Here is a 13,432-nt window from a genome sequence, read left to right on the forward strand (position 1 = left end):
AGATCCGGCCGCGTTGACCGTCCGGGTGTTGCCCACTAGACGCGGTTTCGACGCGAAATCCCAAGGTGTTCCCCGATGCCGACCGCCCCCCGTTCCTTCCAGGAAATCATCCTGCGCCTGCAAGACTACTGGGCGGCCCAGGGCTGCGCCGTCCTGCAGCCCTACGACATGGAGGTGGGCGCCGGGACCTTCCATCCCGCGACCACGCTGCGAGCGCTGGGTCCGAACCCGTGGACGGCCGCCTATGTCCAGCCCTCGCGCCGGCCGACCGACGGGCGCTACGGCGAGAACCCGAACCGGCTGCAGCATTACTACCAGTACCAGGTCCTCATCAAACCCAGCCCGCCCGACCTGCAGGAGCTCTATCTGGGCTCGCTGGAGGCGATCGGGATCGACATGGCGCTTCATGACATCCGCTTCGTCGAGGACGATTGGGAAAGCCCGACCCTGGGCGCCTGGGGCCTGGGCTGGGAGGTCTGGTGCGACGGGATGGAGGTCAGCCAGTTCACCTATTTCCAGCAGGTCGGCGGCCATGACTGCCATCCCGTGTCGGGCGAGCTGACCTACGGGCTGGAGCGGCTGGCGATGTACGTGCTGGGCGTCGATCACGTCATGGACATGCCCTTCAACGCCCCCGACGCGCCGATCCCGCTCACCTATGGCGACGTGTTCCGTCAGACCGAGGAGGAATACGCGCGCTTCAACTTCGACACCGCCGACACCGCCGTCCTGCTGCGGCATTTCGAGGAGGCGGAGGCCGAGTGCCGCGCGATCCTGTCGCATGAAGCCGACGATCCCCGTTCGGGCAAGCGGATCGTCATGGCGCACCCCGCCTACGATCAGTGCATCAAGGCCAGCCATATCTTCAACCTGCTCGACGCGCGCGGCGTGATCTCGGTGACCGAGCGGCAGGCCTATATCGGCCGGGTCCGCACGCTGGCGAAGGCCTGCGCCGACGCCTTCCTGCAGACCCGCGCGGGCGGCTGGCAGCCGCAGGCGGCCAGGACAGCGAGCGCGGCGTCATGAGCGAGGAACTGGCGGCACTTCTGGCGCGCAAGGACGCGCGGATCCAGCGGCTTCAGAAGCGCATGACCCGGATGTCGCGGATCGAGCGGGCGCAGGGCTTCCTCGACGGCATCATCGCGACGCTGCGCCCCGGGATGCTGGCGGTCGATTGCGGGGCCAATGTGGGCGACGTGACCCGGCGCATCGCGGCGTCGGGCGCCGATGTCGTGGCCTTCGAGCCCGATCCCTGGACCTTCGCGGAGCTGCAGCGCCGGACCGCGGACCTGGACAACGTCACCTGCATCAACGCCGCCGTCGGCGACAGCGACGACGAGGTCACGATCTTCCGCACCGCCGATTTCGACGGCGACCCCGAGAAGAACTCGCTCAGCTCGACGGTGACGCCGGGCAAGAAATACGTCTCCGAGGCGGTCGCCGACACGCGGGTGCGGCAGATCGACCTCGCCGAATGGATCGAGGCGCGTGGCGGCGTGGCCTTCGTGAAGATGGATATCGAGGGCGGAGAGGTGGCGGTCCTCGAACGGCTGTTTGCGCGCGGCACCATCGACAAGATCGGCGCGATGGTCGTCGAGACGCATCCCCAGCGCTTCCCGGCGATGAAGGACCGCTACGCCGCACTCGACGAGAAATGCGCGGCGATCCCCGCAAGGCGGATCAATCTCGACTGGGTCTGAGCGCGGCGCCGCCGCGGTCCCAGACCTGTCCCCGGTCCCGCCGCAAAGGCCCTCCTCCCCCGGTCGCTTGCCCCGCTCCGACCCGCGGTGTAGGCCCGCCGCGACCGAAACCACCGCATTGGAGATCCGCCAGTTGGGCAAGTTCGCCGTCATCCTGATCGTTCTCTCCGCCTTCGCGGCGGGGGCCGGTCTCTGGTACGCGCAGACGCGCGGCTATTACGACCGCGTGGACGGCCCCGTGACGCTGACGCTGGCCGGGCCGGAGGGCGGGCTGACCACGCTTCCGGCGACGGATGTGGAGGCGATCTCCTCGATCTCCTCGCCGCTCGGCTTCCGGGCCTGCTTCCAGCACCAGCTCGCGCTCGAGGCGCTGGGCCGCGAGATCACGGTCGAGCCGCGCCCCGAGGCCGCGCCGACGATCGCGCCGGGCTGGTTCGACTGCTACGACGCGGCCTATCTGGGCGAAATGCTGGCCACGGGCGAGGCGCGGGCCTTCACCGCCTATCCGAACGCGGCCTTCGGGGTGGACCGTATCGTCGCCCTGACGGCGGACGGGCGCGGCTGGGCCTGGCACGAACTGAACGATTGCGGCGAGAAGTCCTATGACGGCACCGTCACCGGCGATACCTGCCCGGATCGCGCGAGTTTCACGCCGCTGATCGAGGGAAGCCTCTGACATGTCCGACCTGCTGATCGAGCTCTTCTCGGAGGAGATCCCCGCCCGCATGCAGCGCCGTGCGGCCGAAGACCTGAAGCGGCTGATGACCGACGGGCTGGTCGAGGCCGGGCTGACCTATGCGGGCGCGGTGGCGCATTGCACGCCCCGGCGGCTCGCGCTTTCGGTGCAGGGCCTGACCGACGAGAGCCCCACGACCACCGAGGAGCGTCGCGGCCCCAAGGTCGGCGCGCCCGACAAGGCGATCGAAGGCTTCCTGCGCTCCACCGGCCTCGCCCGCGAGGATCTGACCGTGGTCGCGGAGAAGAAGGGCCAGGTTTACATGGCCCGCATCACCCACGAAGGCCGGCCCGCGCAGACCATCGTGGCCGAGGTGTTGGAGCGGGTGATCCGCGACTTCCCCTGGCCCAAATCGATGCGCTGGGGGGCGGGCAGCCTGCGCTGGGTGCGCCCGCTGCGCCGGATCCTGTGCATCCTCAGCCGCGAGGACGGGGCCGAGATCGTGCCGCTGGACGTCGACGGGATCGTGGCCGGCGACGTGACCGAGGGCCACCGCTTCATGGCCCCCGAACCCTTCCGCGTGACCGGCTTCGACGATTACGAGGCCAAGCTGAAGCGCGCCAAGGTGATCCTGTCGTCGGAGGAACGCGCCGACGCGATCTGGCACGACGCGACCAACATGGCCTTCGCCGCCGGGCTGGAGGTGGTCGAGGACAGCGGCCTTCTGGCCGAGGTCGCGGGGCTGGTCGAATGGCCCGTTGTCCTGATGGGCGAGATCGGCGCCGATTTCCTGGAGCTGCCGCCCGAAGTGCTGCAGACCTCGATGAAGGAGCACCAGAAGTTCTTCTCGGTCCGCGACAAGGCCGGCCGGATCACCCGCTTCGTCACGGTGGCCAATCGCGAGACGGCCGATGACGGCGCGACGATCCTGCAGGGCAATTCCCGGGTGCTCTCCGCGCGGCTGGCGGATGCCAAGTTCTTCTGGGAGAACGACCTCGCCGTGGTCCGCGAGCGGGGGCTGGAAGGCATGGCCGCGCCGCTCGACAAGGTGACCTTCCACGCGAAGCTCGGCAGCCAGGCCGAGCGGGTAAAGCGGATCGAGGTGCTGGCCCGCGAGATCGCACCGCGTGTCGGCGCCAAGCCCGACCTCGCCGCCGAGGCGGCGCGCATCTGCAAGGCCGATCTGGCCTCCGAGATGGTCTACGAGTTCCCGGAGCTGCAGGGCGTCATGGGCCGCTACTATGCCGAGGCCGCGGGCCATGACGACGGCGTGCCCGAGGCCTGCGAGATGCATTACAAGCCGCTGGGCCCTTCGGACGCCGTGCCGTCGGAGCCGGTCAGCGTGGCCGTGGCGCTGGCCGACAAGCTGGACACGCTGGCGGGGTTCTGGGCCATCGACGAGAAGCCGACGGGATCGAAGGATCCTTACGCGCTGCGGCGCGCGGCGCTTGGGGTGATCCGTCTCACGCTAGAGCATTCCCTATCTTTATCACTCGACAAAATCCTATCTTGCGCGGATCAGGCGATCTGGGAACAAATCGCCGAACGTGCTGAGCAGGACGAAGCGGCTGCCGTGGTCAGCTTCGAACGAAAAACTGGCCTGAAGATCGATGAACTCTCCGATCCACTCGTTCAAATCCTCAGCACCGTGGAAATTGAGAGTGGCATCCCAATTCCAGCGCACCCTCTCCTCGCCTTCCTCCACGACCGCCTGAAGGTCCACCTGCGGGACGAGGGCATCCGCCACGACGTGATCGACGCCTGCCTCACGGGCGACCGCACCGACGACCTGACCGATCTCGTGGCGCGCGCGCGGGCGCTCGATGCGGTGCTCAAGACCGACGCGGGCGCGAATCTGCTTCAGGGCTGGAAGCGCGCGGCCAATATCCTGACGCAGGCCGAGGCGGCCGATGGCGTCGAATACAGCTACGGCGCGGATCGCAAGCTGGCCGATACCGAGGAGGAGCGCGCGCTCTTTGACGCGATCGAAGCCGCGCAGCCGAAGATCGACGCCGCCCTCGGGGCCGAGAACTACCCGGCCGCCATGGCCGCGCTCGCGGGCCTTCGCGGACCGGTCGACGACTTTTTCGAGGCCGTGCAGGTCAATTCCGACAACGCGATCACCCGCCGCAACCGCCTGAACCTGCTCAGCCAGATCGTGCGGACCGGCGAGAAGCTGGGCGATCTGGGCCGCATCGCGGCCTGATCGCGATCTGGCCGGCGCGCAACAGCGCGGGCGGCACAGGGGGCGTCGGCCCAGAAAACGGTTCCCCTTGGCGCCGGCCCGCGTAACCCTAGGTCACGCTTGTTGCCGCGCTGCAGCAGCGTACGCTGCGTGCGCATAATCAATCGGTGTCCCATGCTCGACACGCCCCGCTTCACCGAGATCACCCCGACCGCCGACATCCGCGGCGATCGGCACGGAAAGCGTGCGAAATGCCTGCAGCGCCTGGTCCGGATGGACCTGCCGGTGCCGCAGACCGTGGCGCTGCCCTTTGACACCGTGCGCGAGATCGCCGAGGGCGCGCTGCCCGACCTGTCCACCCTGATCGGCATCTTCGACGGCGAGCCGCGGCTTCTCAGTGTCCGCAGCTCGTCGGAGACGCCGGATTGGGGCGGGCCGGGCGCGGTGCTCAATATCGGCATGAACGACGCGGCGCATGCGTGGCTGTCGAACACGCTGGGCGACCGCGTGGCCGACGCGCTCTACCTGCGCTTCATCCGCTCCTACGCCATCGAAGTGATGCGCCTTGACGAGGCGCCCTTCGACACGGCCACCACGCCGCTGGAGGCCCGGACCGTCTTCGAGGAGGAGATGGACGAGCCCTTCCCGCAAGACATTGCGACCCAGCTGGGCGCCGTGCTGCGCGCGATGGCGCGCGCCTGGGAAGGAACCTCCGCCCGCCTCTTGCGACAGGCGCAGGGCGCGCCCGCCGATGCGGGGCTGGGCCTCGTGGTGCAGCGCATGGCGCAGGGCATGGGCCCGGGGCAGTCGGGCTCGGGCGTGGTGCAATTCGTCGATCCGCAGACCGGCGCGCCGCAGGTGACCGGGCGCTACCTGGGCCAGGCGATGGGCCGGGACGCGATCCGCCAGCCCGACAAGGCGATGTTCCTGACCCGCGACCCGCGCGGCCCCTCGCTGGAGGAGCTGCTCCCCGAGGTCTATGCCGAGCTTCTGGAGGTGGGCGCCCGCTGCCGCACCCGCCTGCGCGAGGAAATGCAGGTCGAATTCACCATCGACCAGGGCCGGCTTGCGGTGCTCGACGCGGTGCGCTGTCCGCGCGACGCCCGCGCCGACGTGGCCATCGTCACCGCGCTGGCGCGCGACGGGATCATCCCGCGTGCCGAGGCCGTCAGCCGCATCGCCCCCGCCGCGCTTGCCCGGCTCCTGCATCGCCAGATTGACCCCGATGCGCGGCGCGACGTCATCGCGAGCGGCGTCGCCGCGTCGCCCGGCGCCGCCTCGGGCAAGCTGGTCTTCGACCCGGCCGCCGCGCAGGCCAGCCTGTCGCGCGACGAGCCCTGCATCCTGGTGCGCCGCGAAACGACGCCCGACGACGTGCGCGGCATGCATGCCGCCGATGGGATCCTGACCGAGCGGGGCGGCACGACCAGCCACGCCGCCGTGATCGCCCGGGGGCTGGGCCTGCCTTGCGTGACCGGGGCCACCGGTCTGCGCATCTCGGACCGGGCGCGCACCGTCACCCTCCCTGGCGGCGCGATCCTGCGCGAGGGCGACGAGATCACCATCGACGGCTCCTCCGGCGAAGTGATGCGCGGCACGGTCCCGACGCGCGAGCCGGCGCTCGACGACAGCTTCCGCGACCTGATGGCCTGGTCTGACGCGATCCGCGATATCGGCGTGCGCGCCAATGCCGACACGCTCGCCGACGCGACGCTGGCGCGCGGCTTCGGCGTCGACGGCATCGGCCTGTGCCGGACCGAGCACATGTTCTTCGACCCCGCGCGCCTGACGGTGATGCGCGAGATGATCTTCGCCGAAGGCCCCGAAGACCGCGCCGCCGCGCTGGAGCGGCTGCTGCCGATGCAGCGGGCCGATTTCACCGATCTGTTCCGCCTGATGGACGGGCTGCCGGTCTGCATCCGCCTTCTCGACCCGCCGCTGCACGAATTCCTGCCCGGCGAGGGCGAGGGCACACGGGCGCTCGCCGCCGCGCTGGACCGCCCGCTTTCCGAGGTGAAGAGCCGCATCTCGGCGATGCAGGAATACAACCCGATGCTGGGCATGCGCGGCGTCCGGCTGGGGATTGCGGTGCCCGAGATCTACGAAATGCAAGCCCGCGCCATCTTCGAGGCCACTGCGACGGTCCAGAGCGAGGGCACGCCGATCGTCCCCGAGATCATGATCCCGCTCGTCACCGCGCGCCGCGAGGTCGAGCTCGTCCGCAGGCGGATCGAGGGCATTGCCGCCGCCGTGCGCCACGAGACCGGCGTCGCCTTCGAGTTCAAGCTGGGCGTGATGGTCGAGACGCCCCGAGCCGCGCTGCGTGCGGGCGAGATCGCCGAGACTTCGGCCTTCCTCAGCTTCGGGACCAACGACCTGACGCAGATGACCTATGGCCTGTCGCGCGACGACGCGGGCCGCTTCATGTCGGCCTATGTCAACGAGGGCGTCTATCCCGAGGACCCGTTCGGCACATTGGATGTGGACGGGGTGGGCGAGCTTCTGCTACTCGGCGCGGCGCGGGGACGGCAGGTCCGCCCCGACATCACCATCTCGCTCTGCGGCGAGCATGGCGGCAACCCGGAATCGATCGCCTTCTGCCGGCTGGCGGGATTCGATTACGTCTCCTGCTCGCCGTTCCGGGTCCCCGTGGCGAAACTTGCCGCGGCCCAGGCGACCTTGTTGGCCTCCGATCCGGCAAAATAGCGCCGTTTTGAGACGACTTCGGCGAAAATCGGCACAATCAAGCATTTTTTTGCCTTAACCATGTCGGTTTTGCTGCGCTGCGGCATTGATCCTCTCGGCGACTCGCGGCATGTCCGTCGGCGGACAACGTAGGGGGCGTCAACGGCTCGATAACCCGGAAAAGGGTACAGCCCGAGAGGTCCGAACCGATAGGAAGAGTACAGATGCAGATCGTTCCCAACGCGGCCCGTATGGCCGCGGTGGCGCTCCTGTTGTGTGTCGGCACACAGGGTACGGCCGACACGGATCAGACGAACACCGCGATGGACGCGACCCGGGGCTGGGCCAGCCTCGCCAGCCTCGACCCCGCGGCCGGCGACGATCGCGGCGCCGGGGCGCTGGGCGGCACCGCCCGGCCCCTGCTGGGCGCCAAGACCGCAGACGCCCCGCCGCCCATGGGCCGCGGCGCGCTCGACGCGATGCCGCGCGCCAGCGGCAACCAGCAATGGCGCTGCCTCACCGAGGCGATCTATTTCGAGGCCCGCGGCGAGCCCGTCGCCGGCCAGGTGGCGGTGGCCGAGGTCATCCTCAACCGCGTGGACAGCCCGCGCTACCCCTCCTCGATCTGCAAGGTCGTCAACCAGGGCACCGGCCGGATCCACGCCTGCCAGTTCAGCTATACCTGCGACGGCCAGCCCGAGACCGTGTCCGAGCCCGCCGCCTGGGAACGCGCCGGCAAGATCGCCCGGCTGCTGATCGACGGCGCGCCCCGCGCCCTGACCGCCGAGGCCACGCATTACCACGCCGATTACGTCAATCCTCGCTGGGCGGCCGTCTATCCGCGCACCGCGAAGGTCGGCAAGCACATCTTCTATCGCCAGATCCCCGGCGCCTGAGGCGCCCGGCATCGGACGATAGCGCCGCGAAAAGCCCCCGGATCGTCGGTCCGGGGGCTTTCGTTTCCCGCCCCCGCATGGTTGGAGAAGGCGACGAGACCGAAGGGGACGCGCCCCATGACGACCCGACCCGCCCGCGCCGCCGACGCCCCCGATCAGGAGGCGCTGCGCCTCGCCTTCGCCGCGCCGCTCGACCGGGCCCGCGCCGGCGGGCAGCCCCTGGACCGCATCTCGCTGCGCGAGCATGTCCGCGAGGTCGAGATCGGCGCTTTCCAGCCCGAGCGCGGCGTCACCCAGCGCATCCGGTTCGACATCGTGGCCGAGGTCGTGCCCCATCCCGAGGCCGTGGCCGAGGACGACGTGGACGGCATCCTCAGCTACGACACGCTGATCGACGCGATCGACCACGAACTGGCCGCCGAACGGCTCAACCTGCTGGAGACGCTGGCCGAACGGCTGGCCGCGCGGGTCCTTCTGCACGACCGCGCGCTGCGGGTCTTCGTGCGCATCGAGAAGCTCGACCGCGGCCCCCACGTGTTGGGGGTCGAGATCGTCCGGTCCCGCGCGGCGCAGGCCCCACGTTTGGCCGAAGACGACGCGCCGCATCCGCGGGTCATCCTGCTCGGCCCCGGCGCGCCCGACGATCCCGACCTGCCGGCGATGCTGGATCGGCTGGCCCGGGATCCCGCGCCCACCGTCCTGATCGCCACGCCCCGCGACCCCGCGCCCCATGCCGCGCATCCGATGGCGCAGCGCCGCATCGACCTGCTGGCGCTGGAACAGGCCGCCTGGCTTCTCGCCGCGCGCGACCGGCGCTGCATCGTTGTGGACAGCCGGACCGAACTCGACTGGTCTATGCGCCGCGGCGGGCTCGCCGTCTGGGCCCCGTCGCGGATCGTGCTCGATTCGACCCATGGGCCGGAGGGCGCCGACCCGGCCGAGCTGGCCCGCTGGTTCGCCGCCGAGTTTCACGCCGTCGAGCTGGTCCTGCCGGGCGGCGCGCGGCTGGGCGGTCCGGTCCCCGAGCGCGAGGCCGCCGCGCCCGCGCGGGTCTGATGCGCTACCTGCGCCCCCTGCCCGCGCCCGACGGCCCGCGCCTCGCGGGCGGCTGGCTGCGCTTCGACCGCGTGCTGGCGCTGTCGCGGGGCGGCGCGCGGGAGGTCCTGCCGGTCGCGGAGCTGACCGCTGACGAGCTCGCGGCGCTGACCGCCCCGCGTCCCGACATCGCCGGTCTCGCCTTCGACGCCCCTCGGATCATGGGCATCCTGAACGTCACGCCGGACAGCTTCTCGGATGGCGGCCGCCATCTCGATCCCGCCGATGCGCTGGCCCGGGCCGCCACGATGGCGGAGGCCGATATCCTGGACGTGGGCGGGGAAAGCACGCGGCCCGGCGCGACCGAGGTGCCCGCGGCCGAGGAGATCGCCCGCGTCGCCCCGGTGCTCGCGGCGCTGGGCCACCGCCGCGTCAGCATCGACACCCGCAAGGGCGCCGTGGCCCGCGCGGCGCTCGACGCGGGCGCGGCGCTGGTCAACGACGTCTCCGCCCTGCGCTTCGACCCCGACATGGCCGCCACGGTCGCCGCGGCCGACGCCCCGATCTGCCTGATGCATGCCGGCGGCCCGCCCGAGACGATGCAGGACGATCCGCGCTACGACGACCCCGTTTTGGATATCTACGACGCGCTGTCCGAGCGCATCGCAGCGGCCGAGGCGGCGGGCATCGCGCGCAGCCGCATCATCGCCGATCCGGGGATCGGCTTCGGCAAGACCGAGGCGCATAACCTCGCGCTGCTGCGCGATATCGGCGTGTTTCACGGGCTGGGCGTGCCGATCCTGCTGGGCGCGTCGCGCAAGCGCTTCATCGGATCGATCGGCGCCGCCGCGCAGGCCGACGCGCGAATGCCCGGAACGCTGGCGGTGACACTCGCGGCTGTGGCACAAGGCGTGCAGCTGCACCGCGTCCACGACGTGGCGGAGGTGGCGCAGGGCCTCAAGCTGTGGCGGGCGGTTGAAGGGAATCGGGCATGAGCAAACTCTTCGGAACCGATGGCGTGCGCGGACGCGCCAACCAGGGAAACATGACCGCCGAGACGGCGCTGAGGCTGGGCGCGGCGGCGGGACAGTTCTTCCGCCGCGAGGGCCAGGGCGCGTCGGCGCACCGGGTGGTGATCGGCAAGGACACGCGGCTCTCGGGCTACATGCTGGAGAACGCGCTGACCGCCGGGCTGACCTCGATGGGCATGAACGTGCTTCTGCTGGGTCCGGTGCCGACGCCCGCCGTGGGCCTGCTGGCCCGTTCGATGCGTGCCGATCTGGGCGTGATGATCTCGGCCAGCCACAACCCGCCCGAAGACAACGGCATCAAGTTCTTCGGACCCGACGGCTTCAAGCTGTCCGACGAGGCCGAAACCGAGATCGAGCGGCTCGTCCATGACGGCGTCGCGCCGGTGCCCGCGGACGATATCGGCCGCGCCAAGCGGATCGAGGACGGGCGCGGGCGCTATGTCGAGTACGCCAAGACGACGATCCCGTCCGGCATGTCGCTGGAGGGACTGCGCATCGTCGTCGACTGCGCCAACGGGGCCGCCTACCGCGCCGCGCCCGAGGTGCTGTCGGAACTGGGCGCGACGGTGATCCCGATCGGCGTCGATCCCAATGGCCGTAACATCAACAAGGGCTGCGGCTCGACCCACACGATGGCCGCCGCCGAGGCGGTGGTGGCGCATGGCGCGGATCTGGGCATCTCGCTCGATGGCGATGCGGACCGCGTGATGATCCTCGACGCGAGCGGCACCGTGGCCGACGGCGACCAGCTGATGGCGCTTTTCGCCAGCCGCTGGGCCACCGAGGGGCGGCTGAACGGCGCGACGCTGGTGGCGACGGTGATGTCCAATCTCGGGCTCGAGCGCCATCTCGCCGCGCAGGGCATCGCGCTGCAACGCACCAAGGTCGGCGACCGCTACGTGGTCGAGGCGATGCGCCAAGGCGGCTGGAACCTGGGCGGCGAGCAGTCGGGCCATATCGTCATGACGGATTACGCCACGACCGGCGACGGGCTGATCGCCGGGCTGCAATTCGCCGCCGAGATGGTCCGCACGGGTCGCCCGGCGGCCGAGCTGATGCACAGCTTCACGCCGGTCCCGCAGCGGCTGGAGAACGTGAAATACGAGATGGGCGCGCGCCCGCTCGACAAGACGGAGGTGCGCACGGCGATCTCCGCTGCCGAGGCGGCGCTGTCGGGCAAGGGCCGGCTCCTGATCCGGCCCTCGGGGACCGAGCCCTTGATCCGCGTGATGGCGGAATGCGAGGACCCCGCCCTTCTGGACCGCGTGGTCGACGACGTGGCCGGCGCGGTCCGCGCCAGCGCCTGACCGTCAGCCCAGAAGGTGCAGGCCGAGGCCCCCCGCCGCGGCGAGACCGAGCGTCTCGAACAGCCCGCGCCGCAGGACCAGGAGCCAGAGCCCGGCGAAGATCGCCAGCGCCAGCGCCGCCGGGTCGAGCGAAGCCGGATCGGGGCGCGGCGGACCGCGGCCCTCGGCCACCTCGCGGAACAGCACGTGGACGGCGAACCAGACCGACAGGTTCGCGATCACGCCCGCGACCGCGGCCGACACCATCGCGAGCGCGCCGCGCAGGCGCGGATTGGCCGTCAGCCGCTCCAGATGCGGGGCGCCCGCAAAGATCCACAGGAAGCAGGGCGCGAAGGTCGCATGCAGCGAGACGAGGCCGGTGAGCCAGGCGAGCCCGGTTCCGCCCGCCTGCGCGCCGGCGAGCCAGCCGGTGAACAGCGTCACCAGGATTAGCGGGCCCGGCGTCGTCTCGGCCAGGCCCAGCCCGTCGATCATCTGCTCGGCGGTGAGCCAGCCCTGCCCCTCCACCGCGGTTTGCGCCAGCGCGGCGAGGACGGCATAGGCGCCGCCGAAGCTGACCGTCGCCAGCCAGGAGAAGAACAGCCCCGCCTGCGCCGGGACCGAGCCGGGCGCCAGCCACAGCAGGGAGAGGAGCGGCAGCCACCAGATGGCCAGCCACAGGGTCACCGTCCCCACCGTCCTGCGCCACGGAAACGGGTCGACCACCGTCGCGACGCCCTCGGGGCGGGCCGCGCCCAGAAGGAGCGCCGCGCCCAGCACGGACCAGAAGGGTGCATCGAGCAGGAAGAGCGCCGCGAAGGCCGCCACCGCCACGCCCAGCGCAAGCGGGCCGCGCAGCGCCTTGGCGCGCAACTTCCAGAGCGCGCCCGCGACGATGGCGAGCGCCGCCGCCTTGATGCCGAGGAAGGCCGCCTCGACCGCCGGCAGCCGGCCGAAGGCCAGATAGGCCGACGCCAGCGCGATCATCACCGCCGCGCCGGGCAGCACGAAGAGCGCCCCGGCCAGAAGCCCGCCCGCCGTCCCGCGCAGCCGCCAGCCCGCGAAGGTGGCGAGCTGCATGGCCTCGGGGCCCGGAAGCAGGGTGCAGAAGCCGAGGCCCCGCAGGAAGGTCTCCTCGTCCAGCCAGCGCTCGCGCTCGACCAGCTCGCGGTGCATCACGGCGATCTGCGCGGCCGGGCCGCCGAAGCTGACGATCCCGATCCGCCCGAAAACGCGCAGCATCCGTCCCCAGCCGGGCGTCATGCGCCGCCTGCCAGCATGTCGTCGACGAGATCGAGCGCCCGGCCCGCATCGCCGGTCCGCGCGAGCCGCCCGCGCAGGATCGTCGCGCCATCTGTCGCGGCCAGGCGCGCGGGCGCGGGATGGATCAGGTCGGCCCGCGCAGCCATCGCCTGCGAGATCGGCGGGCAGGCGTTCGGCGCCCCAGACCGCGGCGCCGGCCTCGCATTGATCCGCGGCGACAGGCAGCACCCGGACGTCTGGGTCGACGAGACGCCGCAGCACCCAGAGCGCGCAGAGCGTCGGCCAATCCGGCGCGAGCGGCATGACCCAGGCGGCCCCCGGCCCCTCCAGTGCCTGGACCGGCCGCCCCGCGGCGCACCAAGCCAAGTGCCCGCCGCTGAGCGCCGTCGCGGTCCCGCCCCGCGCGCGCAGCATCGCGGCCCCGAGCTGGCTGATCTTGCCGCCCTTCTGGCAATAGACGACCACCGGGCCGTCGGGCCCCGCGCCGCGCTCCAGCTCGGCGAGGGACAGGCGCCTTGCGGCGGGTAGACGCGTGGGATCGGCGGCGGCATCCTCGGGCGTTCGCAGGTCGAGGATCGCGGGCGCGTCCGGCATGTGCAGGACGGCGTCGAGGTCGTGGGGATCGGTGAAATGTCGGGCCAAAGGGCATCCTCCGCAAATACGGTGTCAGGATGC

General features: G+C 71.1%; 10 protein-coding genes. 9 read left to right on the plus strand and 1 reads right to left on the minus strand.

What is annotated here, in order from left to right; translation table 11 throughout:
* Nucleotides 1–75 precede the first annotated feature (75 nt).
* The 9 genes from P8627_RS02115 (at nt 76) to glmM (ending at nt 11,515) form a co-directional block, all read left to right on the plus strand.
* Complete coding sequence (locus P8627_RS02115) at nt 76–1,026, plus strand: glycine--tRNA ligase subunit alpha (RefSeq protein ID WP_279965848.1); 951 nt, start codon at nt 76–78, stop codon at nt 1,024–1,026.
* Nucleotides 1,023–1,700 carry an FkbM family methyltransferase gene (locus tag P8627_RS02120; RefSeq protein WP_279965849.1) on the plus strand — a complete coding sequence of 226 codons (678 nt, stop codon included), beginning with the start codon at nt 1,023–1,025 and terminating at the stop codon, nt 1,698–1,700. The genes P8627_RS02115 and P8627_RS02120 overlap by 4 nt, the downstream gene beginning before the upstream one ends.
* Nucleotides 1,701–1,833: 133 nt before the next feature.
* Nucleotides 1,834–2,376 carry a DUF6446 family protein gene (locus tag P8627_RS02125; protein ID WP_279965850.1) on the plus strand — a complete coding sequence of 181 codons (543 nt, stop codon included), beginning with the start codon at nt 1,834–1,836 and terminating at the stop codon, nt 2,374–2,376.
* A gap of 1 nt (nt 2,377) precedes the next feature.
* Entirely contained in the window at nt 2,378–4,582 is a 2,205-nt protein-coding gene (glyS, locus tag P8627_RS02130; RefSeq protein WP_279965851.1) for a glycine--tRNA ligase subunit beta, read from the plus strand.
* Nucleotides 4,583–4,735: 153 nt separating this feature from the next.
* A complete protein-coding gene (locus P8627_RS02135) occupies nt 4,736–7,267 on the plus strand; it encodes a putative PEP-binding protein (RefSeq protein ID WP_279965852.1) in 2,532 nt (843 codons plus the stop codon).
* 203 nt (nt 7,268–7,470) lie between these two features.
* Complete coding sequence (locus P8627_RS02140) at nt 7,471–8,142, plus strand: cell wall hydrolase (RefSeq protein ID WP_279965853.1); 672 nt, start codon at nt 7,471–7,473, stop codon at nt 8,140–8,142.
* Nucleotides 8,143–8,259: 117 nt separating this feature from the next.
* Nucleotides 8,260–9,198, plus strand: a complete 939-nt coding sequence (locus P8627_RS02145) for a dihydroneopterin aldolase (protein ID WP_279965854.1) — start codon at nt 8,260–8,262, stop codon at nt 9,196–9,198.
* Complete coding sequence (gene folP, locus P8627_RS02150; RefSeq protein WP_279965855.1) at nt 9,198–10,172, plus strand: dihydropteroate synthase; 975 nt, start codon at nt 9,198–9,200, stop codon at nt 10,170–10,172. The genes P8627_RS02145 and folP overlap by 1 nt, the downstream gene beginning before the upstream one ends.
* Nucleotides 10,169–11,515, plus strand: coding sequence for a phosphoglucosamine mutase (glmM, locus tag P8627_RS02155; protein ID WP_279965856.1), 1,347 nt, complete (start codon nt 10,169–10,171; stop codon nt 11,513–11,515). The genes folP and glmM overlap by 4 nt, the downstream gene beginning before the upstream one ends.
* Before the next feature lie 3 nt (nt 11,516–11,518).
* Here glmM and chrA read toward each other — a convergent pair whose 3' ends face one another.
* Entirely contained in the window at nt 11,519–13,399 is a 1,881-nt protein-coding gene (gene chrA / locus P8627_RS02160; protein WP_279965857.1) for a chromate efflux transporter, read from the minus strand.
* Between the last annotated feature and the right edge of the window lie 33 nt (nt 13,400–13,432).

Source organism: Jannaschia sp. GRR-S6-38, from assembly GCF_029853695.1.
Lineage (GTDB): Bacteria > Pseudomonadota > Alphaproteobacteria > Rhodobacterales > Rhodobacteraceae > Jannaschia > Jannaschia ovalis.